The sequence below is a fragment of the Aeromicrobium sp. Root495 genome (assembly GCF_001426755.1).
Classification (GTDB): domain Bacteria; phylum Actinomycetota; class Actinomycetes; order Propionibacteriales; family Nocardioidaceae; genus Aeromicrobium.
This window is the reverse complement of the sequence record NZ_LMFJ01000001.1, coordinates 2,192,407-2,216,642: the sequence shown is the minus strand read 5'-3', so window position 1 is coordinate 2,216,642 and position 24,236 is coordinate 2,192,407. Positions and strand designations below refer to the sequence as shown.

Sequence of the window (24,236 nt, the reverse complement as noted above, 5' to 3'; positions counted from 1 at the left end):
CATGGCGGCTGATCGGCAGGACGGTCCGGCGGGGGTGCCGGGCCGTGGGCGGCAGACCAGCACAGCGCTGGCCGCGTTCGAGCTCCGCCCCGTGCGGGTCTCGGACGCGGCTGCGCTCGCGTCGGCCTACCGACGCAACGAGGAGCACCTGCGCCGGTGGGAGCCGCTGCGCTCCGAGCTGTTCTTCACCGCCGTCGGCCAGCTCGACGAGATCGAGCGCCAGCGGGACGCTGTCGACCGGGGACTGGTGGACGCGTGGCTGCTGCTCGACGGTCACGACGTGGTGGCTCGGCTCAACCTGAACAACATCGTGCGCGGCGTCCTGCAGTCCGCCAGCATCGGGTACTGGGTGGACCAGGAACACACCGGGCGAGGGATCGCCGGGGCGTTGGTGGAGTTCGCCGCGCACCGTGCCGGCGTGATGGGTCTGCACCGGCTGGAGGCCGGGACCCTGGTGGACAACGTCGTCTCGCAGCGGGTGCTCGAGCGCGCGGGCTTCGAGCGGTACGGCCTGGCGCCGCGGATGCTCTTCATCGCCGGGCGGTGGCAGGACCAGGTCCTGTTCCAGCGGATCCTGCACGACGATCCCGCCGGCCCGGCCGTCCCGTGACCGCCTGGGCGAGGGCACGGTAGGGCTCGCTCGTAGCCGGCGCGGCGGAGGCGGGTGGCCTGCCAGGGCTCAGGCGCGCAGGAGCTTCTCGACGGGCGTCCAGCCGCGGGCCCGGGCCTTGAGGCGTACGTCGCCGAGCAGCTGCGTGAGGTGGGCAGCGCGGACCTGCACGGCGGCGGCCGTCTCGGACCCCACGTCCTCGAGCAGGTGGGTCACGACCTCGCCGTCGTCGCGCTGGGCCCAGCCGCCGACGACCCGGCCGTCGGCCCACACCGTGGGTCCTGCGTTGCCGTTGACGTCGAAGACCTGCGGCTTGTGGGCCGCATGGAGGTGGTCGCGGTGCTTCCAGCCCATGATGGTGGGATCGAGGGCCGGCAGCAGGGCGACCCACGGCTCCGGCGCCGGGACCGGCTCGAGGTCGTCGGCCAGGACGACGCCGGGAGCTCCCTGGAGGTCGACGTCGGTGAGCGGCAGGTCGGCCACGGCCTGGCGGGTCAGTGTCTTGGTCCACCCGGTCCACCACTGCAGGTCCTCGAGCGTGGCTGGCCCGTAGCGGCGGAGCCAGGCCTCCGCCAGCGTACGAGCAGCCGTGGGGAGGTCGGGCCGCTCGGCGAGCGCTGGGTGCCAACGCTCGGAGAGGCTCCAGGCGAACTGGGTGGAGGTCCAGCCGCCGCGCGGCCGACCCCGGACCACCTGACCTGAGGACGAGAGCACCAGCAGGATGCGCGAGGCGTAGGAGACCTCGGTGGCCCACGTGTCGGTGGGTGGGCCGTTCATGAGCCGGGTGGCGAGCAGGGGAGAGGTCTCGGCCAGGAGGGTGGTGGTGACGGACTCGTGCTGGGCGAAGACCTCGAGCGCCTCGCCCTCAGCCCGCGCCAGGTGTGCCTCGGGGTCTGCGACACCGTTGAGCACCAGCAGCTTGAGGAGCTTGCGTCGCTCGTCCTTGGCCACGGCGAGGCTCGACCCGAGGCAGGCCACGGCGAGCTCCGGCGGGACCGCGAAGACGGTGCGACGCATGGAGAGCACCCGGACGAGGGACCGGTCGTCGTACAGAGCGGTCACGACGTCGTCGGGCGAGGTGCCGGGCGCGCGGAGCACGGCCGAGAGCACCGTGGACGCGGGGTCGGTCCCGTGCAGGGCGACGACGGCGGCAGCCGCCCCGAGCACGTCAGAGGCTTCGTGGCCCGGGGCCAGGGCATGACGCACGCCGACCCTGTCGCGCCGCTCTGCCTCGTCGAAGGTCCGCATCAGTGCACGCTATCGCCGGACACAGACAGGTCATGCCCTGTTGCGGGGGTTGCGCTGCCAGCTAGTTGTTCCGGGTGGTCTCCACTCGATGTGGCCGTCGGGTGCTGTGCGTGACTCCCAGTGGGTGTCGTGGACGTGGTGGTGGTGTCTGGTGCAGAGGAGCGTGCCGTCCTGCAGGTTGGTCTTGCCTCCGACGGAGTAGGGCGTGAGGTGGTGTGCCTCGGTCCACTCGGGTGGCCGGTCGCAGGTGGGGAACGAGCACCCACCGTCGCGGTTGGCCAGGCCGATGCGCTGGTACTTCTCGAAGTACCGCTTGGACTGTCCGTAGTCGAGGGGGAGGGGTTTCCCGTCGAGGACCATGGGGATGATCCCGACCCGGCAGGCGAGCTTGCGGGCCTGCGAGGCGCTCAATCGGGTGCCGTCGCTCAGCGTGGCTGGTGCGATCCCGCCGACCAGCGTGTCGTGCTCGAGCGTCACGACGACCTGGGCTCCGACGCCTCCGTTGGAGGGGAGCTGGTCGATGGGGAGGTGGGAGCAGAGGTCGGTGAACGCGCGGCCCATCTTCTTGGCCGGGTCGGTCTCACTGTCCTCGGGAACAGGACCCAAGGTCGCGTCCGGGTCCGACAGGTGGGCGCGGGACGGGGCGGCGAGGGCGTCGACGGCGGTCTTGAGCATCACGGCCTCGGCCTCGGGGAGCTCGAACTCGCCTCGGAACATGCCGTTCTTCTCGTCCCACATCCGAAAGTACGCGTTCTGCCTCGCCAGCCGCTCGCGATGCACGAGCAGCTCGTTCTCGTGGGCGTCGACGTCGGGCTTGGCCGCGTAGACGTCCATGAGCCGGTCGGTGCGGCGCCGCAGGTCCTTGATGGTGAGCCGCTCTGCATCCTTCAACAACGTCCGCTCCGCCAGGTCGCGTTGCTGAACGGTCACGTCGGCTGGGAGCTTGTCCAGACCTTTGGCGATCACCGAGGACTGCTCGAACGTCACCTCACCCCGAGCCAGGGCATCTTGTGTGTGGGTGGTGGACTCGAGCTTCTGCGCTGTCTTCACCAACCGATGCCCGGCTGCTTCGTCGCCCCCGAAGTCCCTGGCCAGCAGGTTGCCGGTGGAGGTGGCGCCGGCCTTCCGCGCAGCACCTGAGGACTCCAGAGCCCGCACGGCGGCCATCTTCTGCGCAGCCACTCGGGCCTCGACCCGGGTCAGCTCCGCCGTCAGGCGACGAACTTCCGAGGTCTCGAGCCCAGACCAGGCGTCGGTCGGCATCGCGTCCAGATCCGCATGCAGCGCCGAGACACCAGCCACCAGGGGGTGGGAGTCGATCAGAGCCGCGGTCATGGACCCATATTAGTATGGGTGTTTGAATAAGGCAAGACCCTCTGGCATGAATCTCGAACGAGGTGGCGCTGCGGGATGACCTCGCCCACACCAGGAACAATCCCGTGCCGCACTGTGCTGCACTAGATCGTGACGACTCTCGAAGCCCCGCAGACGCCCAGCCGCGTCCGCCACGTGACGCTCGCGCTCATCTCGTTGGCACTCGGCGGCTTTGCGATCGGTACCACCGAGTTCATGACGATGGGCCTGCTGCCCGACATCGCCAAGGGCATCGACGAGTCCATCCCCGCCACGGGCCACATCATCACGGCCTACGCGTTCGGCGTGGTCGTGGGAGCGCCGATCATCGTGTCGCTCGGCGCCCGTCTGCCCAAGCGGGAGCTGGCCATCGGTCTCATCCTCGCCCTCGGTGTCGGCAATGCCGTCACGGCGGTCGCGAGCGGCTACTGGCCCGTCATGGGCGCCCGGTTCCTGGCCGGGCTGCCGCACGGCGCCTACTTCGGGGTGGCCTCCCTGCTCGCGGCATCGCTCGTCCGGCCCGAGTTCAAGGGCCGCGCTGTCAGCTCGGTCATGCTCGGCCTGTCGGTCGCCACCGTCGTCGGTGTCCCGGCCAGCACGCTGCTCGGCCAGGGGCTCGGCTGGCGCGCGGCCTACTGGGCCGTCCTCGGCATCGCGATGGCCGCTGCGGCGATGATCGCGATCTTCGTCCCGCACTCGGCCGCCGATCGTGGGGCCTCGCTGCGCCGTGAGCTCTCGGCGCTCAAGCGTCCGCAGGTGCTGTTCGCCGCAGGCGCCGGCATGGTCGGGTTCGGCGGTCTCTTCGCGATGTACAGCTACATCGCCAAGATCGTCACGAACGTCACCGAGCTCGAACGGGGCTGGGTCGCGGTCTTCCTGCTGGCCTTCGGCATCGGCTCCGTGCTGGGGTCCTGGGGCGCCGGCGTGCTGGCGGACTGGGACGTCGAGAAGACCGTGATCGGCAGCTTCGTCGCCACCGTCGTGGTGCTCGTGGCCTTCTACTTCACGGCCGGCTACCTGGTCCCGGCCCTCGTGCTCGTGCTGTGCGTGGGTGCGCTCGGCTCGCTCCTGGCCATCGCCCTGCAGATCCGGCTGATGCACGTGGCGGGCGACGCCCAGATGATCGGCGCTGCGCTCAACCACTCCTCGCTCAACATCGCCAACGGGCTCGGCGCCTACTTCGGCGGCCTCGTGATCGCCGGTGGCTTCGGCTACCGCCCGACGAGCCTCGTGGGAGTCGCCCTCGCCTCGGTGGGGCTCGTGATCTTCCTCGTGGGCCTGGCCGCCGAACGGCGCGCCCGGTCGTCGGCCTGATCCTGCCTGCCCATCCGTCGTGCCGCCACGAGGGTCACGAGCCCGGCGGCCACCCGGACCGCCTGGGTCGAGACGTCGAGAGCCCCGGAGTCGCTCGTGACCAGGTCGTTCGGGACCGTGGCGAGCACGAGCTGGTAGAGCCCCCACGCGGACGTCGCCCCTGAGCCCACCCAGACCGCGACGGCAGGAACCCATCGGGCGGCAGCTCCTCGGTGGAGCAGCACGAGGCCCACGACCGCGACGAGAGCAGCTGCGACGTCCCCCGACAGGTTGGGCCAGGCGACCGGTGCGTGGGCCAGCGCGTCAGCCGTCAGCAGGGCGGCCGACGTCAGGAGCAGCGCGCAGGCCACGGTCGTGAGGAGGCTCCACGGGGCCCGGGGCAGCGGGGTCCTCGCCACGGATCCCCAGCGGGCCCGGGCGAACAGGCCGAAGGCGAGGAGCAGGAAGACGCCCTGCCACAGGAAGCCGGCATAGACGAGTGCGTAGACCCAGCCGGCGATGGCCTCCGAGCCGGACCCGGAGGTCTCGGGGACGCCCACGAGGAGCTGGAGCGGCACGATGACGAGGATCGGGGCCAGGAGGCCCGTCCCGATCCACATCGGCGCGAGGAGCGCCGCGGTGGGGACACGCTCGGCGAGACGGCTCGCGAACGCCACGGCCAGGAGCACGGCCACCGCGTCCATCGCGAACGTGGCCGCGTTGGCCACGTGCATCGTGGTGCTGCGACCGAACTCGGGATCGAGCAGACCCACGCGGCTGCCGCTCAGCCAGAGCACCTTGAGCACGAGGTAGGGGAGGGTGCCCGCGATCGCGAGGGCGCTCACGACCACACGGGCCCGAGAGATCTCGGGCGGGCTCGCCGGCAGGTTCGAGGACATGCTTCCAGCCTGCGTGCCGATCAGCGCTGCGGCTGTCGGTGACCACCCCGGCCCGACCCTGGGGACGGACCGGGGCGTCGTCGGGGTCAGTGCCCGGCGACCTGGTCCGCGCCGACCTGCGGGCGCAGCCAGACGCGGTCGCCCTCGTGCAGGTCGAGTGCCGTGGCCTCGGCGCGGGTCACCACGACCTGGACGGGCTCGGGGTGCAGGACGTCCTCGGGCGTGACCTCGAGACGGATCTCGAACCCGACCCGCGTCCACCGCGTGATGGTGCCCACCGCGGTGGCCGCCTGCTCGTAGCGCGAGATGTCGATGTCGTGCGGGCGGATGAGCTTGTCCCCGAGCGTCGTGACCGGGCCCAGGAAGCTCAGCACGAAGTCGCTCGCCGGCTTGTCGTAGAGGTCGTCCGGCGTGCCCACCTGCTCGATGCGGCCCTCGTTGATGACGACGAGGGAGTCGGCGACCTCGAGGGCCTCCTCCTGGTCGTGCGTCACGAAGACCGTGGTCACGTGCACCTCGTCGTGCAGGCGCCGCAGCCAGTCACGCAGCTCCTTGCGGACCTTCGCGTCGAGCGCTCCGAACGGCTCGTCGAGCAGGAGGACGGTGGGCTCGATCGCGAGCGCCCGAGCCAGGGCCATGCGCTGACGCTGGCCGCCGGAGAGCTGCGAGGGAAGCCGGTCGGCCCACTGCGTGAGGTGGACCAGCTCGAGGAGCTCGTCCACCTTCGCCTTGATCTCGTTCTTGGGCCGCTTGCGGATCTCGAGCCCGAACGCGATGTTGCGCCGGACGCTGAGGTGCTTGAAGGCCGCGTAGTGCTGGAAGACGAAGCCGACGTTGCGCTTCTGCGCCGGCAGCCTCGTGGCGTCGTTGCCCTCGATGACCACCGATCCCGAGTCCGAGGACTCCAGCCCCGCGATGATGCGCAGCAGGGTCGACTTGCCGCCACCGCTCGGCCCGAGCAGGGCCGTGAGCTGCCCGCTGGGGATGGACAGGTCGATGTCCTCGAGAGCGACGAAGTCGCCGAACTTCTTGGTGATGCCAGCGATCTCAATCCCCATCGGGGCTCTCCTCGGGTCGCAGGAAGGTGACGACGACGAGAGCCGCCACCGCGATGAGTGCGAGCAGGAACGACGTCGCGTACGCGGCGCCCTGCTCGAAGTCCTGGTACTTCTGCTCGACGATCAGCGTGGCGGTCTGGGTCTGGCCCACGACGTTGCCGGAGATGATCTTGACGGCACCGAACTCGCCGAGCGCGCGCGCCAGGCTCAGCACGACGCCGTAGAGCAGCGCCCACTTGATGGAGGGCAGGGTGATGCGGCGGAAGGTCTGCCACGAGCCGGCGCCCAGGCTCCGGGCCGCCTGCTCCTGCTCGGCGCCGACCTCCTGGAGCACGGGCACGATCTCGCGGATGACGAGCGGCAGGCTCACGAAGGCGGTCGCCAGGATGATGCCGGGCGTCGCGTAGGCGATCTGCAGACCTGCGTCCTCGAGGGCGGGACCGAACACCCCGTTGCTCCCGCCGTAGGCGAGGAGCAGGGCGAGGCCCACCACGACGGGCGAGACCGAGAGCGGCAGGTCGATGAAGGCCGACAGCAGGTTCTTGCCGGGGAACTCCTGCCGCACGAGCAGCAGAGAGATGCCGACGCCGAAGACGGTGTTGATGACGACGGCCCAGACGGCGACGTAGACCGTGAGCTGCAGGGCGAACACCACGTCGGGGTCGGAGAACGCGGCCTGCAGGTTCTCGAGGCCGCCGTCGAAGGTCTTCTGGACGACGAGCCCCACGGGCCACGCGACGAGCAGGAAGAGGTAGACGACGACGAGGCCGCGGCGGGCGTAGGTGCCGGCGGTCTTGGGGGGCGTCACGTGACTAGCCACGGCGGGCCACCCAGCGGTTGACGAGCTGCAGGGCCAGGATGGCGGCCAGCGCCACCAGCAGGAGCAGCACGGCCACGGAGGCGGCTGCGGCCTCGTTGCCGTTCTCGATGTAGGTCAGGATGCGCACCGAGGCGACCTCCGAGGTGTGGGGGAGGTTGCCCGAGAGCAGGACGAGGGAGCCGTACTCGCTGATGCCCCGCGCGAAGCTGAGGGCCGCGCCGGCCGTGATGGCGGGGGCGAGCGCCGGCAGGATGATGCGGCGCACCGTCGTGAGCTGCGAGGCGCCCAGGGAGGCCGCCGCCTGCTCCACCTCGGGGTCCAGCTCGAGCAGCACGGGCTGGACGGTGCGCACGACGAAGGGGAGCGTCACGAACAGGAGGGCGAGGAAGACCGCGCGCTCGGTGTTGCTGACGTCGATGCCGATCGGGCTGCGCGGCCCGTAGAGGCTCAGGAGCACGAGGCCGGCCACGATGGTGGGCAGGGCGAACGGGATGTCGATGATGACCTCGAGGAGCCGCTTGCCCCAGAAGCGGTCGCGCACGAGGACCCACGCGATGAGCGTCCCCATCACCACGTTGACGACGGTCACGAGCAGCGACTGCTCCACGGTGAGCCGCAGCGCGTCGAACGTCTGGTCGTCGGTGAGGGTGTCCCGGAAGGTGGCCCAGCCGCCGTCGGCCGCCTGGATCACGATGAGGGCCAGGGGGATCAGCACGAGCAGGCTGAACCACGTGAGCGCCAGGCCGAGCCCGAGCCCGGACTGACGCGTCAACGTGTTGGTGCGGGCACGCCCCCGACCCCGGCGCCCTGTGGGCGTCGGGGTCGGGGGCGCGAGGATCTCCGTGGTCATGACTTCCCGGAGGCCGAGATGATCTTGGTGATGATGCCGCTCTTCTCGTCGAAGAACTTCGTGTTCGCGGCCTCCCAGCCGCCGAAGGTCTTGTCGATCGTGAAGAGCGTCGTGACCTCGGGGAACGGGTTGCTCGGGTCGTTGGCGCCCTTCACGTCGCCGACCTCGACGCCGTCCACGCCCTCGACCGGCCGGAACCCGTACTGCGCGAAGATCTTCTGACCGGCGGCGCTGAAGCCGAAGTCGAGGAAGTCCTTGGCGGCCTGGGGCGCCTTGGTGGTGACGGCGGCCGGGTTCTCGATGAGCAGGTTCTTCTCGGGGATCACGTAGTCCACGTCCTCGCCGCTCTGACGGGCGAAGATCGCCTCGTTCTCGTAGGAGAGGAGCACGTCGCCCGTTCCGCCCTGGAAGGCGGTCGTGGCGTCACGGCCGGAGCCGGGCAGCGCCTTGACGTTGGCGAAGAGCTTCTTGAGGTAGGCCTGCGCGTCGGCCTCGGAGCCACCGTCGGCGATGACCGACTGGTAGGCCGCCAGGATGTTCCAGCGCGCCGAGCCCGAGGAGCCGGGGTTGGGCGTCACGATGCCGACGCCCGGCTTGGCGAGGTCGGCGAAGGTCTTGATGTTCTTCGGGTTGCCCTTGCGGACCACGAGCGACACGACGGAGGTCGAGAGGATGCCCTTCGTGGCGTTCTGGTCCCAGTCCTTCGCGACGAGGTCCTCGTCGACGAGGCGCGTGGTGTCGGGGGTGAGCGAGAAGTGGACGACGTCGGCCTTCAAGCCGCCGACCACGGCGCGGCTCTGGTCGCCGGAGGCTCCGTACGACTGCTTCCAGCTGACGTCCTTGCCCTCGTCGGTCTGGCCGAAGGCCTTCTCGAGCGCGCCGTCGGCTGCCTTGGGGACGGAGTAGGCGACGAGCGAGAGCTGGGTCTTCGAGTCGTCGCTGTCGGAGCTGCCGGACGGGGCACAACCGGTGAGCATCGCCGCGCTGGCGGCGAGGGCCACGGCCGTGGTCAGTCGTCTGCGGGGGGAGAGCTTCATGCCTGGTCCTTCGAGGTCGGGCGCCACGAGTACGTCGCGCTTCGAGCCACGAACCTAGAACGGAACGGAGCGCGTCCCGACCAATCTCACGATGTGGGATATTTCGACACATCGTGGGACGAATGCGTGTGGCACGCCGTCAGTCCAGCACCACGGTGCGCGGTCCGTTGCGCAGGACGCGGGCCTCGGCGTGCAGCTTGACAGCGCGCGAGAGGGTCTGCGCCTCGACGTCGCGGCCCACGCGCGCGAGGTCGGCCGGGGTCATGCGGTGGTCGACGCGCAGGACGCCCTGGTCGATGATGGGGCCCTCGTCGAGGTCGGCCGTGACGTAGTGGGCGGTGGCTCCGATGAGCTTCACGCCCCGGTCGTGGGCCTGGTGGTAGGGCCGGGCGCCCTTGAAGCTGGGCAGGAAGCTGTGGTGGATGTTGATCGCGCGGCCCGCGAGGGACCGGCAGAGGTCGTCGCTCAGGATCTGCATGTAACGGGCGAGCACGACGAGCTGGACGTCGAGCTCGTCGACGAGCCGCAGGATCTCCGCCTCCGACTCGGCCTTGGTCTCCGGCGTCACCGTGAGCCGGTGGAACGGGGTCTCGTAGGCCGCGGCCATCTTCTCGAGGTCGGGGTGGTTGGAGACGACGGCCGGGATCTCGATGGGCAGCGACCCTGTGCTCTGGCGGTAGAGCAGGTCGTTGAGGCAGTGGCCCTCCTTGGACACCAGGACCAGGGTGCGCAGCGGCGCCTCGGCCACCACGATCCGGAAGTCCATGGCGTGCTCGTCCGCGACCGGAGCGAAGCCCGAGCGCAGGGCGTCGACGTCGGCACCGTGCTCGAAGTGCACCCGCAGGAAGAACTCGGCGTCGGAGGTGTCGGTGAACTGCTGGCTGTCGAGGATGTTGCCCCCGCCCTCGGCGATCCAGCGCGTGACGGCATAGACGAGACCAGCACGGTCCGGACAGGTCAGGGTGAGGACGAAGGTCACCCGACCGATCCTAGGGCTGTGCTGGTCTCGTCCGCCTTCGGCGGAGGCTGGTCCTGTCTGCGCTGATGCGGCCTCAGTGGCCGCCGTGGCCCTCGTGGGTGGGCTTGGCGAAGAACAGCACCACGACGATGCCCACGGCGAAGGCCGCGATGGGCAGCCAGTAGGCCTGCGACATGGCGGTCGAGAACTTCTCGGCGATGTCGTGCGGCATGGCCTGCCCGCCGGCCGACGCCGCCGAGTCGGTGTCGCCCGAGAGGCCGTTGGCCGCGAGGCGCGAGCCGATGAGCGCGGCCACGGCGGCGGAGCCGAGGGCCGCAGCCACCTGGCGCGTCGTGTTGTAGATGCCGGCACCGGCACCTGCCGACGCCATGGGCAGGTTGCGCGTGGCCGTGGCGCTGAGCGGTGCCCACAGGCACGCGTTGGAGACGCCGAACAGGGCCATGGGGAGCAGGAGCTGCCACGCCGGGGTGTCGGGGTCGATGAGGTAGGCGCTCCAGCCCATCGCGACGGTGGCGGTGCCGAAGCCCACGAGCGTGATGCTCCGCGGGTGCACCCGGTCGACGAGCTGGCCCACGAAGGGCGACAGGCCCATGAGGATGACGGCCATGGGCGTCATGAACAGTGCGGCCTCGGTGGGGCTGTAGCCGCGGGCTCCCTGCGCGAAGAACATGAACGGCAGGCTCATGGCGGTGATGGCCATGGAGACGAGGGCGATGCCGGCGTTGCCCACGGAGAAGTTGCGGTCGCGGAAGAGGCCGAGAGGGACGAGCGGCTCGGTCTTGATCTTGCTCTGCCAGAACAGGAAGAGCGCGAACACCACGATGCCACCGACGATGAGGCCCCAGATGGCGGCGTCCCAGTCGTAGCGCTCACCCTCCTGGATGCCGAACACGAGGAGGAACATGCCGACGCCGCTGAGGGCGACGCCGAGCAGGTCGAAGCTGTGGGCGTGGGTGGGCAGCGTGGGCACGAGCCGCCAGGCGAGCACGAAGGCCACCACGCCGACGGGCACGTTGATGAAGAAGATCCACTCCCAGCCGGCCGCGTCGACGAGGACGCCGCCGAGGATAGGGCCGACGAGCGTGGCCACGCCGGCCGTGGCGCCCCAGAGCGCCATGGCTCCGCCACGCTTGGCGGCCGGGAACGTGCGGGTGATGACGGCCATCGTCTGCGGAGTCATGAGCGAGGCGCCCACGCCCTGCACGGCGCGCGCCACGATGAGGCCGTCGATCGAGCTGGTGAGTCCGCACCACAGCGAGGCGCCCGTGAAGATCACGAGGCCCACGAGGTAGACGTTCTTGGGGCCGAAGCGGTCGCCGAGGCGTCCCGTGATGAGCAGCGGCACGGCGTAGGCGAGCAGGTACGCGCTCGTGACCCAGATGCCGGTCGTGAAGTCGGTGTCCAGGTCGCGGATGATGTCGGGCGTCGCGACCGACACGATCGTGTTGTCGAGCAGGATCATGAAGAACCCGATGACCATGGCGAGCAGGGCGGGCCAGGGCTTGTAGTCGGGTGGGAGGTCGGACGTCGGACGACCGCCCGTGGGCTGGGGGTTCACTGTCTCGGTTGCCATGGAAGGTCCTTGGTCTCGATGCGGCTGATGAGCTGGGTGATCCACTCGCGCTCGGCGAGCTTCATCGTGTGGAGGTAGTCGGCCTCGATGAGGTAGGCCTCGGGCACGTCGCGGGAGCGGGCGTGCGCGACGCCCTCCTGCAGTCGTTCGAGGTCGACGTCGAGGTTCTTCACGTAGGTGCGCAGGTCGGACACGACGAGGTCGGCCGGCCCGTTGTGTGCCTCGGCGAGGGCCAGCGGGAACCGCGGGTACTCGTTGACGGGCGTGCTGAGCCACTCCCGGAGCTGGGCGACGAGCGCGTCGTACCCGGCCTCGGTGATGGCGTAGGTGGTGCGCTCGGGCCGGTTGCCCTCGCGCTCCGTGCCCACGACGCTGACGAGCTGCTCGCCGTGGAGGCGCTCCACCGCGTGGTAGAGCGAGCCGGGCCGGACCTTGACGAGGTGGTCCTCCTGGCGCTCGAGCAGCAGCTGGTACATCTCATAGGGGTGCATGGGTCGCTCGTTGAGCAGGGCCAGGGCCGCGACGGCCAATGGCTTCAACGAGGTCATCCCGCGCCCTTCCAGTCGAAATATTCCAGGTGGAATATATGGCCTGATGGATGTGCTCCGCAACCAATCTCGAGTGTGGCGCTCACCACCGACACAACGCGAGCCCCCGGTCCGGGAGCAGGTCAGGCGAGGAGCTCGTAGCCCTCGAGGTCGGCATAGGTGCCGTCTCCGAGCGGCTCGGCCTCGCGCTGCGTGCCGAACCGGGTGAACCCGTTGGCCTGAGCCACACGGTTGCTGGCCTCGTTCTCCACGGCGGCGTAGAGCGACAGCCGCTGCAGGCCCAGGCCGCTGTTCTCGTGGAGGGGGGCGAAGGCCCAGTCGCGGACGAGCCCGACCGCTTCGGTCATGACGCCGCGTCGCCGGGCGTCCGGGTGCGTCCAGTAGCCGACCTCGCCGTGGAGCGGGTCGAGCCCGCCGAGGTCCATGATCGCGACGTGGGCGAGCAGGGCGTCGGTCGCGCGGTCGGCCACGACCCACGACGCCTTGGTGCCGGTGGCGCTCGACCAGACCTCCCGGTGGAGGAAGTCCCGAGCGTCTCCCGCGGTATAGGGGTGCGGGAGGTGGTGCAGCCAGTGCCGCGTGACGGGGTCGCTGCACGCCTCGACGACCCGCGGCAGGTCGGCCTCGCTGAACGGCCGCAGCCGGAGCCGGTCGTTCTCGAGCACCGAGTCGAGCCAGCGCGTGCGGGGGAGCGGTGCGTCACCGAACCGGATGGACGCCGTCCACGCGTCGACGGCTCGTCCGCGCTCCCACAGCAGCCCCGGCGTGGTGCCGTGGAGCGTGAAGCCGGCCCGGTGGGCCACGCGCAGCGACGCCTCGTTGCCCACGTGCGCGCGCCAGTGCACGACCTCGGCCACGCCCTCGGCGAAGGTCCAGTCGACGGCGAGCTGCACGGCGCGGACCATGACGCCGCGGCCGCGGGCCCACGGGTGCAGCGCGAAGCCGACGTCGGCCACGCCGTTGCCCCGCACATCGATGTTGCCGGCGTAGCGAGGCCGTCCGTGGGCGTCGGGCGCCTCGATGGCCCAGCCGCGCGCCGTCCCCTGGTCCCAGGCGCGAGGGACCACGGACAGCGCGAACTCCTCGCTCTGCTCGATCGTGTGCGGGACCGGGATGGCGGTCCAGCGCTGCATCTCCTCGTCCTGCGCCATCTGGAGCATCGGCTCGAGGTCGTCGCGCGTGTGGGCTCGCAGCGTGATCTCCCCGTCGGTGAGGACGGGGACGCACAGCGGCCAGGGGAGCGCGGGTCCCGAGAGGGACGGGTGCATCAGGCCGGGTCGCTCGCGAACAGGACGCTCTCGGCGCGGAAGGGGTCGGCGGGGTAGACGCCCAGGATCCGGATGTCGGTGGTGAAGAAGGTCAGCTCGTCGAGCGCCCGCCGCACGCCGACGTCGTCGGGGTGGCCGTCGACCTCCACGAGGAACTGGGTGGCGTTGAACGTGCCGCCCACCATGTAGCTCTCGAGCTTGGTGAGGTTGACGCCGTTGGTGGCGAAGCCCCCGAGCGCCTTGTAGAGCGACGCCGGCAGGTTGCGCACGTTGAAGATGAAGCTCGTGACGACGGGACCGTTCCCGGCCGCGGCCCGGCGCGGCTCACGCGAGAGGACGACGAAGCGGGTGGTGTTGTGGTCCTCGTCCTCGACGTCGTTGGCCAGGATCTCGAGACCGTAGATACCGGCCGCGAGCGGCGGCGCGATGGCGGCCTGCGTGACGTCGTCGGCCTCGGCGATCTCTCGGGCGGCACCGGCGGTGTCGCCGGAGATGACGGGACGCCAGCCGTGCTCGGAGATGATGCGGCGGCACTGGCCGAGCGCGTGCACGTGGGAGTGGACGGTGCGGATCGACGCGAGCGTCGTGGCGGGGGTGGCCATGAGCGCGAACTGGATGCGCAGGAAGTGCTCGGCGATGATGTGCAGGCCCGACGTGGGCAGGAAGTGGTGGATGTCGGCCACACGACCGGCGAGCGAGTTGTCGATGGGGATCATGGCCAGGTCGGCCTGGCCACCTTCGACGGCGGCGAAGACGTGCTCGAACGAGGCGCAGGGCACCGGCTCGGCGTCGGGGTAGTTCTGGTTGATCACCAGGTGGGAGTTGGCTCCCGGTTCGCCCTGGTAGGCGATGCGCGTGCTCACGGCCCCAGTGTGTCAGCCCTGGCCGGTGACGAGCGTGGCACCGTCGGCGGGCTGCACCACGAACGTGGCGGGCCGCCTCCACTGCACGGACTCGAACCGCTCGCCCACGAGGGCCCGGACGCGCTCGACGTCGGCGGTCTCCACGAGCGCGATGGCCGAGCCGCCGAATCCTCCGCCGGTCATGCGGGCTCCGAGCGCGCCCGCCTCGATGGCGGTCTCCACAGCCACGTCGAGCTCGGCGCAGCTGACGGCGTAGTCGTCGCGCAGCGACTCGTGCGAGGCCGTGAGGATGGTGCCCAGCTGCGCCCAGCTGCGGTCGGTGAGGGCCCGCAGGCTCGCCCTGACCCGGGCGGTCTCGGTGATGACGTGGCGGACGCGGGCCTTGAGCGTCTCGTCCTCGAGCTTGTAGGGCGCGTCGAGACCGGCCTGGGCCAGGTGCTCCAGGCCGAGGAGCGCGGCGGCCTCGGCGCTCTCCCGGCGACGGTCGGCGTACCCGCCCGTGGCGTGGTCGTGCGAGACGCCCGTGTCGATCACGACGATCGCGAGCCCGTCGTCGGCGATCTGGAACGGCACGAGGCTCGTTCCCGGCGGATCGGTGGAGGGGTCGGTGAGCACGGCGTGCCCGGCCTGGCCGTGGGCCACGGCGAGCTGGTCCATGGAGCCGGTGGGCGCCCCCACGAAGTCGTTCTCGGCGCGCTGGGCCGACAGCGCGATGGCGGTGCGGTCGAGCCCGAGCCCGGCGATCTCGTCGAGCGCCGCGGTGACTCCCACGGTGAGCGCGGCCGAGGAGGAGAGCCCGGCGCCGGACGGGAGGTCGGACTCGAGCACGAGGTCGAGCCCGCCCACGGGGTGACCGGCCTGCACGAGCGCCCAGACCGCGCCGGCCGGGTACGACGCCCAGCCGTCGACGTCGCCCGGCTGCACCGACGTGGTGAAGTCGGCCTTCTGCCGCGACCCGTCGGGGAGCGTGCTCCACACGTTGACGGCGTCGTCCTCGCGCGGACGGGCCTTGAGGGTGACGAACCGGTCGATCGCGAACGGGACCGAGGGTCCGCCGTTGTAGTCGAGGTGCTCGCCGACGAGGTTGACGCGGCCGGGGACGCGCCACGTCCGGACGCTCTGGGAGTCGCTCACCCGCTCGACCCTAGGCGGTGGTCCCGCCCGAGGGGTGGAACGCTCCACAGCGGGTCCTGGCAGAATGCTCGACATGCCCGACGCTTCCCCTCGTCGGCCGCGCGTGCTCTCCGGAGCCCAGCCCACGGCCGACTCGTACCACCTCGGCAACTACTTCGGTGCCTTCAAGCAGTGGGTCGCGCTCCAGGACGACTTCGAGGCCTTCTACTTCGTCCCCGACCTGCACGCCATCACGGTCGAGTACGACCCGGCGCTGCTGCGCGAGCGGACCTACGTGGCCGCCGCGCAGATGCTGGCGGCCGGCGTCGACCCCGACCGCAGTGCGCTCTTCGTCCAGAGCCACGTGCCCGAGCACGCCCAGCTGGCGTGGGTGCTCGGCGGCGTCACGGGCTTCGGCGAGGCGAGCCGCATGACCCAGTTCAAGGACAAGAGCGCCAAGGGGGGCCAGGACTCCTCGAGCGTCGGCCTCTTCACGTACCCGATCCTCATGGCCGCCGACATCCTGGTCTACCAGGCCGACCGCGTCCCCGTGGGCGAGGACCAGCGTCAGCACGTGGAGCTCACCCGCAACCTCGCGCAGCGCTTCAACCACCGCTTCGGCGAGACCTTCACGGTCCCCGAGGCCCACATCGTCAAGGCCACGGCCAAGATCTACGACCTGCAGGACCCGACGGCCAAGATGAGCGGCTCCAACGCCTCCCACGCAGGCGTCGTCGACCTCACCGACACCGCCAAGCAGGCGGCCAAGAAGGTGCGCTCCGCCGTCACGGACTCCGGCACGGAGATCCGCTTCGACCCGCAGGAGAAGCCCGGCATCGCCAACCTGCTCACGATCTTCTCGGCGCTCACCGACCGTCCGGTCGACGATGTCGTCGCGGAGTTCGAGGGACAGCAGTACGGCCACCTCAAGGTGGCGCTCGGCGAGCTCGTGGGCGACTTCGTCCAGTCGTTCGGCGACCGCACCCGCGAGCTGCTCGACGACAAGGGCGAGCTCGACCGCGTCCTGGCCCAGGGCGCCGAGCAGGCCCGCAGCGTCGCCGTCCCCACCCTCGAGCTCGTCTACGAGCGATCGGGGTTCGTCGCCCCGGCCGGGAGCCGTTGAGCCGTGCCCACCGTCGGCGTCGCCATCGAGGTGCCGGAGCCCTTCGGCCCCCTGCTGCGCAGCAAGCGGGCCTACTTCGGCGACCCCCAGGCCGCCACCGTCCCCACGCACGTCACGCTGTCGCCGCCCGTCGAGGTCGAGGACGGCGGGGTCGACGCCGTGGCCGCGTCGCTGCGTGACGCCGCCGGTGCCACCGACGCCTTCTCCATGACCCTGCGGGGCACGGGCTCGTTCCGGCCGGTCACCCCGGTGGTCTACGTGGCGGTGGCCGACGGCGTCTCACCCACGGAGCAGCTTGCCGAGCGGGTCCGCGTGGCGATCGACGCCCCCGTGCCGGACTTCCCCTTCCACCCGCACGTGACGGTCGCCCACCACCTCGTGGACTCGGTGCTCGACGAGGCCTACGAGGACCTCGCCGACTTCGAGTGCACCTTCACCGTGGACGCGTTCGCCCTGTACCTCCACGACGACGAGACCGGCTGGACCCCGCAGGTCACCTTCCCGCTGGCGTGATCAGCCCGCGAGCGCGTCGACGTCGAGGACGGCGGCCGGCTTCTCCGGGAGGGTGACGCCTTCGTAGGAGATGACGACGTCGCCGCCGTCCTGGCTGATCTGCAGCGGTCGATGGTCCTCGGCATCGAGGTAGAGATAGGACTTCTTGCCCTTCTCGTTGTCGACGAGGGTGATGCAGTCCACCCCGTTGATCGTCTTGTCGGGGCCGATGGTGACCTTGCCCTCGGGCTCGAAGATCTCGTCGACGAACGAGTCGCGCGAGAACTCGTCGGCCAGGTCGCCGAAGCTCGTGCTCGTGACCCACTTCCCGGCGAAGCGATCCGCCGTCTCGGCGTCGGCGTTGTCGGTCCAGAACTGCTTCGAGCCCTTCACGTAGGACGCGTCGTCGACGAGGGCGAGCTCGAACGAGCCCTGGGAGCCGATGGAGAAGGAGCCCTGCACGTCGTCACCGGCGTAGGTGATGTCGATCTGTCCGCGGTCGCCGTCGTCGTCGATCGAGCCCTTCATGCGGAAGGCCTTGCTCGCGCCGATCTCCTTCTTGGCGTCGGCGAGGAGGCTCGCTGCCGACTCCTTGGACGAGGACGAGGACTTCTGCTCCGGGTCGTCGGACTCTGCGTCGTCGGAGCCGCCGCAGGCCGTCAGCGCGACGAGGCAGGTCAGGCCGGCGGCGAGTGCGTGGCGAAGCTTCATGGGTCCCCCTGAGGTCGGCTGGATCGACTGGTCTGGGACTGTATCGGCCCTCGGACGGAGCCGCGAGAGGAACGATCAGGTGCCGGCGCGGGGGCGGAACTCGCCGAGCTGGGTGAGCAGCTCCTCCTGGAACGCGCGGGCGGCCAGCTGGAGGGTCTCGGCCCGGTGGGCCAGCGCGATCTCGCGGCGCAGCGACGGACGGCGGATGCGGATGGATCGCAGGGTGGGCCGGTTCGACATCACCATCTCCGGCACCACGGCGTGCCCGAGCCCGGCCTCGACGAAGCGCAGCACGGCGCTCATCTCACCGCCCTCCACCGACAACCTGGGCTTCACGCCGGCCTGCTCGAACGCGCGGATGGTCACGTCCCGCAGGTCGTAGCCCTCGCGGAACATCACGAGGGGGACGTCGCTGAGCTCGGCGACGTCGACCTCGTCGGGCAGGGGCGACCCCGGGGGAGCAGCCAGCACGAGGCGCTCACGCATGACGGGCGTGGCGACGATGTCGTCGGTCACCGCCTCGCGAGGGGCGATGAGGAGGGCGAGGTCGAGGCGGCCCTGGGCCAGCTCGCGGGCGAGCACGCGAGAGCCGGCCTCGTGGATCTCCAGCTCGATGTCGGGGTGGGCCGTGTGGAAGTGCGTGAGGACCTCCGGAAGCAGGCCGTCGCACAACGAGGGCGTGGCGCCGAGCCTGACCCGGCCCCGCTGGAGCCCGGCCACCTCGTGGACGGCTCGTTGGGCCGACTCGACGTCGATGAGGACGCGCTCGGCGTGGGGAAGGAGCGCCTCGCCGGCGCTCGTGAGCTCGATGCCGCCACGGTTCCTGACGAACAGGGGAGTGCCGAGGGAGTTCTCCAGCACGCGGATCTGCTTGCTCAGGCTCGGCTGCGCCACACCCATGAGGTCGGCGGCCTGCGTGAAGTGTCGGGTGCGTGCCACGGCGACGAAGTAGGACAGCTGCTGGAACTGCATGCACCCATCATGCCCGATGGCTATGAAGGTTGCCCTCATGATGACTTAGCGCGAACCTGAGAACAGTTCTAAGGTGACGAACGTGTCGACTACTCAGCTGAAGCGCGTGCCGGCCTCTCGGTCGACCGTCGCCAAGAAATACGCGATGGCCGTGTCCGGCCTCATCATGGTGGGCTATCTCGTCCTCCACATGTACGGCAACCTCAAGGCCCTGCAGAGCCCGGAGGCGTTCAACGACTACGCCCACCACCTGCGGACCATCGGCGAGCCGATCCTCCCGCACACCGGTCTGCTCTGGATCGTGCGCGTGGTGCTCCTGGCCGCGGTCCTGATCCACGCCTACTGCGCCATCTCGCTGTGGCGCCGCAACAAGAAGGCTGCGGGCTTCACGGGTGGGCTCGGCGCCAAGCGCTACCACTCCAAGCAGAACCGCACGGGCATCCAGCGCAGCTACGCCTCCTTCACCATGCGGTGGGGCGGCGTCACGATCGCGCTGTTCATCGTCTTCCACATCCTGAACCTCACGACGAACGACATCCACCCCGGTGGCGCGTCGGACGAGCCGTACGAGAAGCTCCACAACAGCTTCCAGTACTTCTGGGTCCTGCTCTCCTACACCGTGGCCATGATCGCCGTGGGCTTCCACCTGTGGCACGGCTTCTGGAGCGCCCTGCAGACGCTCGGCCAGAACCGCAGCTCCACGCGCATCGAGTCCAACGCCAACACGGCGGCCATCGTGATCGCCGCCGTCATCACGATCGGCTTCCTCGTGCCGCCCTTCTCCATCTACTTCTTCGGTCTGGGAGGCTGACCATGGCTCAGGCCATCGACGAGTTCATCACCGTCGGCGACGAGATCGCCGACTCCGCCGCACCGAGCGGCCCCATCGAGAAGCGCTGGGACGAGCGCAAGTTCTCGGCCAAGCTGGTCAACCCGGCCAACCGCCGCAAGATCAACGTCATCATCGTGGGAACCGGCCTCGCCGGGGCCGCGGCGGCCGCCACCATGGGTGAGGCCGGCTACAACGTCAAGACGTTCTGCTACCAGGACAGCCCCCGTCGCGCGCACTCCATCGCGGCGCAGGGTGGCATCAACGCCGCCAAGAACTACCGCAACGACGGCGACAGCGTGTACCGCCTCTTCTACGACACCGTGAAGGGCGGCGACTTCCGCTCCCGCGAGTCCAACTCGTACCGGCTCGCGCAGGTCTCGGTGAACATCATCGACCAGTGCGTCGCGCAGGGCGTCCCGTTCGCCCGCGAGTACGGCGGACTGCTCGACAACCGCTCGTTCGGCGGCGTGCAGGTCTCCCGCACGTTCTACGCCCGCGGCCAGACCGGTCAGCAGCTGCTCATCGGCGCCTACCAGGCCCTCGAGCGCCAGATCGCGGCCGGCACGGTCGAGATGAACACGCGCCACGAGATGCTCGACCTCATCGTCGTGCCCGACTCCGACGGCACCGAGCGCGCCCGCGGCATCATCGTGCGCGACATGGTCTCGGGCGAGATCGAGACCCACACCGCCGACGTCGTGGTGCTCGCCACCGGCGGCTACGGCAACGTCTACTTCCTCTCCACCAACGCGATGGGCTCCAACGTCACGGCCACGTGGCGTGCGCACCGCAAGGGCGCCTACTTCGGCAACCCCTGCTACACGCAGATCCACCCCACGTGCATCCCCGTCTCGGGCGAGTACCAGTCCAAGCTGACGCTCATGAGCGAGTCGCTGCGCAACGACGGCCGCATCTGGGTGCCCAAGGCGCAGGGCGACGACCGTCACCCGACGGACATCCCCGAGGACGAGCGCGACTACTACCTCGAGCGCATCTACCCCTCGTTCGGCAACCTGGTCCCGCGCGACATCGCCTCGCGCGCGGCCAAGTACCAGTGCGACGACGGCAAGGGCGTCGGTCCCGGTGGGCTCGGCGTCTACCTCGACTTCGCCGACGCCATCGCGCGCATGGGCCGCAAGACCGTCGAGGCCAAGTACGGCAACCTCTTCGACATGTACGCCCGCATCACCGGTGAGGACCCGTACAGCCAGCCGATGCGCATCTACCCGGCCGTGCACTACGTGATGGGTGGCCTGTGGGTCGACTACGACCTGCAGAGCAACATCAAGGGCCTGTTCGTCGGCGGTGAGGCCAACTTCTCCGACCAGGGCGCCAACCGCCTGGGTGCCTCGGCGCTCATGCAGGGCCTGGCCGACGGCTACTTCGTGCTGCCGTCGACGCTGCCCGACTACCTGGCGTCCCACCACCTCGAGCCCGTGACCGAGGACCACCCGCGCGTGGTCGAGGCCCGCAAGGCCGTCGAGGAGCGGGTCGAGAAGCTGCTCAGCATCAACGGCAGCCGCACGGTCGACTCCATCCACAAGGAGCTCGGCCACATCATGTGGGAGTACTGCGGCATGGAGCGCTCGGAGGAGGGCCTGGTCAAGGCCATCGGCCTCATCCGCGACCTCAAGAACGAGTTCTGGACCAACGTGAAGGTCACGGGCGTCAACGAGGAGCTCAACCAGACGCTCGAGCGGGCCAACCGCGTGGCCGACTTCATCGAGCTCGGTGAGCTCATGTGCATCGACGCGCTCAACCGCGCCGAGTCCTGCGGCGGCCACTTCCGCTCCGAGAGCCAGACCGAGGACGGCGAGGCGCTGCGTCACGACGACGAGTTCGCGTACGTCGCGGCCTGGGAGTACGGCGACGACGACAAGAAGGTCCTCCACAAGGAGCCCCTCACGTACGAGTACATCGAGATGAAGGCTAGGAGCTACAAGTGAAGATCACCGTCAACGTCTGGCGCCAGAAGAACGCCGACGCCAAGGGCGCGATGGTCACCTACCAGCTCGACGACGTCCTGGAGGACATGTCCTTCCTCGAGATGCTCGACGTGCTCAACGAGACCCTCACCCTCGCGGGCGAGGACCCGGTGGCCTTCGACTCCGACTGTCGTGAGGGCATCTGCGGCTCGTGCGGCGTCGTGATCAACGGCATCCCGCACGGTCCCGAGGTCACCACCACGTGCCAGCTGCACCTGCGCAGCTTCAAGGACGGCGACGTCATCGACATCGAGCCGTGGCGCGCGTCGGGCTTCCCCGTCGTGAAGGACCTCGTCGTCGACCGCGGGGCCTTCGACCGGATCATCCAGGCCGGCGGCTACATCAGCGTCAACACCGGCTCGGCCCCGGAGGCCAACAACCTCCCGGTCCCCAAGGAGGACGCCGACCACGCGTTCGAGGCCGCCACGTGCATCGGCTGTGGCGCCTGCGTCGCGGCGTGCCCCAACGGCTCGGCCATGCTGTTCACGGCCGCCAAGATCACCCACCTGGGCCTGCTGCCGCAGGGCCAGCCGGAGCGCGACTCGCGTGTCCTCGGCATGGTGGAGCAGCACGACGCCGAGGGCTTCGGCGGCTGCACCAACATCGGCGAGTGCACCACGGCGTGCCCCAAGGGCATCCCGCTCGACGTCATCAGCCGTCTCAACCGCGACCTCCTCGGAGCCCTCGCGGCCGGCAAGGCCTGACCCGGTTCACCACGGGGTCTGGGCAGACCTGACCCACCGAGGCAACTCCCGACGCCCCACGGCCTGCCGGCCGTGGGGCGTCGTGTTTCCCCAGACCCCGTGGTAAACCGGCCTCGGGGATTTGGGTTAGCCATGTTAATGAACTAGGCTAAGGACATGCCCACCGACACCCAGAGACTCTCCCTGGCGGTGGCGCGACTCAACCGCAGGCTCCGTCAGGAGCGGCACTCCGACCTCACCCCGTCCCAGCTGGCCGTGCTCGGCACGGTGCGCGTCCTGGGACCCACGTCGCCGTCGTCCGTCGCGGCTCGAGAGCGCGTCAGCGCCCCCAGCATCACCCGCACCATCAACTGCCTCGTCGAGGAGGGGCTGGTGGAGCGGAGCCCGCACCCCGAGGACGGCCGCCAGGTCGTCGTCGAGCTCTCCGACCTCGGCGAGAAGGTCCTCGCGGAGGAGCGCCAGCGCCGCGACGCCTGGCTGCACGTGCGCCTGCGCGAGCTCGACAACCGCGAACGAGCCGTGCTCCGGGAGGCCTCGGCGCTCCTCGAGCGCCTGGCCGAGTCTTGAGCCCCACGTTCCGGGCCCTGTCCAACCGCAACTACCGCATCTACGCCACCGGCGCCGTCGTCTCCAACGTCGGCACGTGGATGCAGCGCGTCGCGCAGGACTGGCTCGTCCTCCAGCTCACCTCGAGCGGAACGGCCCTCGGCATCACGACCGGTCTGCAGTTCCTTCCCGCGCTGCTGCTCTCGCCCATCGCCGGCGTCGTGGCCGACCGCTACCCCAAGCGCACGGTCCTGCGCGTCACGCAGGTGGCGATGGCGGTGCCGGCCGCGGTGCTCGGCGTCCTCGCCGTCACGGGGGCTGCTCAGGCGTGGCACGTCTACGTCATCGCCTTCCTGTTCGGCGTCGGCACGGCGTTCGACGCGCCCGCCCGACAGTCGTTCGTCGTCGAGATGGTGGGACGCGACGACCTCGCCAACGCCGTGGGCCTCAACTCCGCCTCCTTCAACTCCGCGCGCCTCGTGGGTCCCGCCCTGGCGGGCCTGCTCATCGCGGCCGGAGGCGGCGGAGCGAGGGCCACGGGCTGGGTCATCCTGCTCAACGCGGTCAGCTACCTCGCCGTCATCGCGTCGCTCCAGCGGCTCGACACGAGCCGGCTGCACCCCTCGCCGGTCGCCCGACGCGGGCCCGGCGCCGTGCGCGACGGAGCGCGGTACGTCCGATCGCGCCCGGACCTGATGCTGATCCTGACGATCGTGTTCTTCGTGGGCACGTTCGGCATGAACTTCCAGATGACGAGCGCCCTCATGGCCACCGAGGTGTTCCACAAGGGTGCAGGGGAGTACGGGATCCTCGGCTCCGTCATGGCGATCGGCTCGTTGGGCGGCGCGCTCCTCGCAGCCCGCCGGGAGGCGCCGCGTGCCCGGCTGGTGGTGATCGGTGCACTCGTCTTCAGCGTGCTCGAGGTGACGGCCGGCCTCATGCCCACCTACCTCACCTACGCCGTCGTGCTGCCGTTCCTCGGTCTCACGGCGCTCACGATGGTGACCACGGCCAACGCGACCATCCAGATGACCTCGTCGCCGGAGATGCGGGGACGCGTGTCGGCGCTCTACCTCATGGTGTTCATGGGAGGCACGCCCATCGGCTCACCCATCCTGGGCTGGGTCGGTGAGACCTTCGGCGCTCGCTGGACCCTCGTGGGTGGCGGGATCATGACGGCGTTCGGCGTGCTGCTCGCCCTCGGCCTGGCGGTCCGCGCCGGGTCCATCGAGCGCCCCACGATGGCGATGACGCGCGACGCGCTCCACCTGCGCCGGTCCGAGGCCGTCGAGGACGCCGACCTCGCGAGCTGATCCACGCCGATCTGCGCCGCGACCACCTCGGACGTAGCGTTCAGTC

General features: G+C 70.1%; 24 protein-coding genes. 9 read left to right on the top strand and 15 right to left on the bottom strand.

Going from position 1 to position 24,236, the window contains the following annotated elements:
* Position 1 precedes the first annotated feature (1 nt).
* Positions 2-610, top strand: coding sequence for a GNAT family N-acetyltransferase (locus tag ASD11_RS11030; protein WP_082554303.1), 609 nt, complete (start codon positions 2-4; stop codon positions 608-610).
* Positions 611-679: 69 nt separating this feature from the next.
* Here ASD11_RS11030 and ASD11_RS11025 read toward each other — a convergent pair whose 3' ends face one another.
* Together ASD11_RS11025 and ASD11_RS11020 are read right to left on the bottom strand one after the other, a co-directional pair.
* Positions 680-1,858, bottom strand: a complete 1,179-nt coding sequence (locus ASD11_RS11025; protein ID WP_056287049.1) for a winged helix DNA-binding domain-containing protein — start codon at positions 1,856-1,858, stop codon at positions 680-682.
* Between the two features lie 30 nt (positions 1,859-1,888).
* A complete protein-coding gene (locus ASD11_RS11020) occupies positions 1,889-3,193 on the bottom strand; it encodes an HNH endonuclease signature motif containing protein (protein WP_082554302.1) in 1,305 nt (434 codons plus the stop codon).
* Between the two features lie 129 nt (positions 3,194-3,322).
* On the opposite strand from ASD11_RS11020, the gene ASD11_RS11015 reads away from it, so the two are divergent.
* On the top strand, positions 3,323-4,525 hold the full coding sequence (locus tag ASD11_RS11015) for an MFS transporter (RefSeq protein WP_056287047.1): 1,203 nt from the start codon (positions 3,323-3,325) through the stop codon (positions 4,523-4,525).
* On the opposite strand, the gene ASD11_RS11010 is transcribed toward ASD11_RS11015, so the two are convergent.
* From ASD11_RS11010 to galK, 11 genes are all read right to left on the bottom strand, one after another.
* The gene (locus ASD11_RS11010; protein ID WP_056287046.1) at positions 4,423-5,403 is read right to left on the bottom strand and encodes a hypothetical protein; all 981 of its coding nucleotides are present in this window, start codon (positions 5,401-5,403) and stop codon (positions 4,423-4,425) included. The two genes, ASD11_RS11015 and ASD11_RS11010, sit on opposite strands and share 103 nt — an antisense overlap.
* An 86-nt stretch (positions 5,404-5,489) precedes the next feature.
* Positions 5,490-6,461 carry a sulfate/molybdate ABC transporter ATP-binding protein gene (locus ASD11_RS11005; protein ID WP_056287045.1) on the bottom strand — a complete coding sequence of 324 codons (972 nt, stop codon included), beginning with the start codon at positions 6,459-6,461 and terminating at the stop codon, positions 5,490-5,492.
* On the bottom strand, positions 6,451-7,269 hold the full coding sequence (locus tag ASD11_RS11000) for a sulfate ABC transporter permease (RefSeq protein ID WP_235503304.1): 819 nt from the start codon (positions 7,267-7,269) through the stop codon (positions 6,451-6,453). The genes ASD11_RS11005 and ASD11_RS11000 overlap by 11 nt, the downstream gene beginning before the upstream one ends.
* 4 nt (positions 7,270-7,273) lie before the next feature.
* Positions 7,274-8,131, bottom strand: a complete 858-nt coding sequence (gene cysT / locus ASD11_RS10995) for a sulfate ABC transporter permease subunit CysT (RefSeq protein WP_056287043.1) — start codon at positions 8,129-8,131, stop codon at positions 7,274-7,276.
* Positions 8,128-9,168 carry a sulfate ABC transporter substrate-binding protein gene (locus tag ASD11_RS10990; RefSeq protein WP_056287040.1) on the bottom strand — a complete coding sequence of 347 codons (1,041 nt, stop codon included), beginning with the start codon at positions 9,166-9,168 and terminating at the stop codon, positions 8,128-8,130. Before ASD11_RS10990 ends, cysT begins: the two co-directional genes overlap by 4 nt.
* A 139-nt stretch (positions 9,169-9,307) precedes the next feature.
* Complete coding sequence (purU, locus tag ASD11_RS10985) at positions 9,308-10,147, bottom strand: formyltetrahydrofolate deformylase (protein ID WP_235503303.1); 840 nt, start codon at positions 10,145-10,147, stop codon at positions 9,308-9,310.
* Between the two features lie 73 nt (positions 10,148-10,220).
* Positions 10,221-11,720 (bottom strand): DHA2 family efflux MFS transporter permease subunit, encoded by a 1,500-nt coding sequence (locus tag ASD11_RS10980; protein WP_056287039.1) that lies wholly within the window; start codon positions 11,718-11,720, stop codon positions 10,221-10,223.
* Positions 11,702-12,268 carry a PadR family transcriptional regulator gene (locus ASD11_RS10975; RefSeq protein WP_056287037.1) on the bottom strand — a complete coding sequence of 189 codons (567 nt, stop codon included), beginning with the start codon at positions 12,266-12,268 and terminating at the stop codon, positions 11,702-11,704. Before ASD11_RS10975 ends, ASD11_RS10980 begins: the two co-directional genes overlap by 19 nt.
* 122 nt (positions 12,269-12,390) lie before the next feature.
* On the bottom strand, positions 12,391-13,536 hold the full coding sequence (locus tag ASD11_RS10970; protein ID WP_056287036.1) for a GNAT family N-acetyltransferase: 1,146 nt from the start codon (positions 13,534-13,536) through the stop codon (positions 12,391-12,393).
* Entirely contained in the window at positions 13,536-14,399 is an 864-nt protein-coding gene (locus ASD11_RS10965) for a prephenate dehydratase (protein WP_056287033.1), read from the bottom strand. The genes ASD11_RS10970 and ASD11_RS10965 overlap by 1 nt, the downstream gene beginning before the upstream one ends.
* 12 nt (positions 14,400-14,411) lie before the next feature.
* The gene (galK, locus tag ASD11_RS10960; protein ID WP_056287030.1) at positions 14,412-15,533 is read right to left on the bottom strand and encodes a galactokinase; all 1,122 of its coding nucleotides are present in this window, start codon (positions 15,531-15,533) and stop codon (positions 14,412-14,414) included.
* Positions 15,534-15,606: 73 nt separating this feature from the next.
* Between galK and trpS the strand changes: the two genes are divergently transcribed.
* Positions 15,607-16,635: a tryptophan--tRNA ligase gene (gene trpS, locus ASD11_RS10955; protein WP_156464686.1), complete on the top strand. Its 1,029-nt coding sequence runs from the start codon at positions 15,607-15,609 to the stop codon at positions 16,633-16,635.
* Between the two features lie 3 nt (positions 16,636-16,638).
* Positions 16,639-17,148 carry a 2'-5' RNA ligase family protein gene (locus ASD11_RS10950; RefSeq protein ID WP_056287022.1) on the top strand — a complete coding sequence of 170 codons (510 nt, stop codon included), beginning with the start codon at positions 16,639-16,641 and terminating at the stop codon, positions 17,146-17,148.
* On the opposite strand, the gene ASD11_RS10945 is transcribed toward ASD11_RS10950, so the two are convergent.
* Entirely contained in the window at positions 17,149-17,838 is a 690-nt protein-coding gene (locus tag ASD11_RS10945) for a hypothetical protein (RefSeq protein WP_056287020.1), read from the bottom strand.
* Positions 17,839-17,913: 75 nt separating this feature from the next.
* Positions 17,914-18,810 carry a LysR family transcriptional regulator gene (locus tag ASD11_RS10940; protein WP_056287019.1) on the bottom strand — a complete coding sequence of 299 codons (897 nt, stop codon included), beginning with the start codon at positions 18,808-18,810 and terminating at the stop codon, positions 17,914-17,916.
* 73 nt (positions 18,811-18,883) lie between these two features.
* Between ASD11_RS10940 and ASD11_RS10935 the strand changes: the two genes are divergently transcribed.
* The 5 genes from ASD11_RS10935 (at position 18,884) to ASD11_RS10915 (ending at position 24,190) form a co-directional block, all read left to right on the top strand.
* Complete coding sequence (locus ASD11_RS10935; RefSeq protein WP_056287016.1) at positions 18,884-19,621, top strand: succinate dehydrogenase cytochrome b subunit; 738 nt, start codon at positions 18,884-18,886, stop codon at positions 19,619-19,621.
* A gap of 2 nt (positions 19,622-19,623) precedes the next feature.
* Positions 19,624-21,588 (top strand): fumarate reductase/succinate dehydrogenase flavoprotein subunit, encoded by a 1,965-nt coding sequence (locus tag ASD11_RS10930; RefSeq protein ID WP_056287015.1) that lies wholly within the window; start codon positions 19,624-19,626, stop codon positions 21,586-21,588.
* The gene (locus ASD11_RS10925; protein WP_056287014.1) at positions 21,585-22,331 is read left to right on the top strand and encodes a succinate dehydrogenase/fumarate reductase iron-sulfur subunit; all 747 of its coding nucleotides are present in this window, start codon (positions 21,585-21,587) and stop codon (positions 22,329-22,331) included. The genes ASD11_RS10930 and ASD11_RS10925 overlap by 4 nt, the downstream gene beginning before the upstream one ends.
* A 156-nt stretch (positions 22,332-22,487) precedes the next feature.
* Positions 22,488-22,898 (top strand): MarR family winged helix-turn-helix transcriptional regulator, encoded by a 411-nt coding sequence (locus ASD11_RS10920; protein WP_056287011.1) that lies wholly within the window; start codon positions 22,488-22,490, stop codon positions 22,896-22,898.
* Entirely contained in the window at positions 22,895-24,190 is a 1,296-nt protein-coding gene (locus ASD11_RS10915; protein WP_056287009.1) for an MFS transporter, read from the top strand. Before ASD11_RS10920 ends, ASD11_RS10915 begins: the two co-directional genes overlap by 4 nt.
* Positions 24,191-24,236 lie beyond the last annotated feature (46 nt).

Coding starts and splice junctions, on each gene's coding strand:
- ASD11_RS10975 (WP_056287037.1), bottom strand. CDS start 12,268: ATGACCTCGTTGAAGCCATTGGCCGTCGCGGCCCTGGCCCTGCTCAAC.
- trpS (WP_156464686.1), top strand. CDS start 15,607: ATGCCCGACGCTTCCCCTCGTCGGCCGCGCGTGCTCTCCGGAGCCCAG.
- cysT (WP_056287043.1), bottom strand. CDS start 8,131: ATGACCACGGAGATCCTCGCGCCCCCGACCCCGACGCCCACAGGGCGC.
- ASD11_RS11005 (WP_056287045.1), bottom strand. CDS start 6,461: ATGGGGATTGAGATCGCTGGCATCACCAAGAAGTTCGGCGACTTCGTC.
- ASD11_RS10970 (WP_056287036.1), bottom strand. CDS start 13,536: ATGCACCCGTCCCTCTCGGGACCCGCGCTCCCCTGGCCGCTGTGCGTC.
- ASD11_RS10980 (WP_056287039.1), bottom strand. CDS start 11,720: ATGGCAACCGAGACAGTGAACCCCCAGCCCACGGGCGGTCGTCCGACG.
- ASD11_RS10940 (WP_056287019.1), bottom strand. CDS start 18,810: ATGCAGTTCCAGCAGCTGTCCTACTTCGTCGCCGTGGCACGCACCCGA.
- ASD11_RS10920 (WP_056287011.1), top strand. CDS start 22,488: ATGCCCACCGACACCCAGAGACTCTCCCTGGCGGTGGCGCGACTCAAC.
- ASD11_RS10990 (WP_056287040.1), bottom strand. CDS start 9,168: ATGAAGCTCTCCCCCCGCAGACGACTGACCACGGCCGTGGCCCTCGCC.
- ASD11_RS10945 (WP_056287020.1), bottom strand. CDS start 17,838: ATGAAGCTTCGCCACGCACTCGCCGCCGGCCTGACCTGCCTCGTCGCG.
- ASD11_RS11025 (WP_056287049.1), bottom strand. CDS start 1,858: ATGCGGACCTTCGACGAGGCAGAGCGGCGCGACAGGGTCGGCGTGCGT.
- ASD11_RS11020 (WP_082554302.1), bottom strand. CDS start 3,193: ATGACCGCGGCTCTGATCGACTCCCACCCCCTGGTGGCTGGTGTCTCG.
- ASD11_RS10930 (WP_056287015.1), top strand. CDS start 19,624: ATGGCTCAGGCCATCGACGAGTTCATCACCGTCGGCGACGAGATCGCC.
- ASD11_RS11030 (WP_082554303.1), top strand. CDS start 2: ATGGCGGCTGATCGGCAGGACGGTCCGGCGGGGGTGCCGGGCCGTGGG.
- ASD11_RS11010 (WP_056287046.1), bottom strand. CDS start 5,403: ATGTCCTCGAACCTGCCGGCGAGCCCGCCCGAGATCTCTCGGGCCCGT.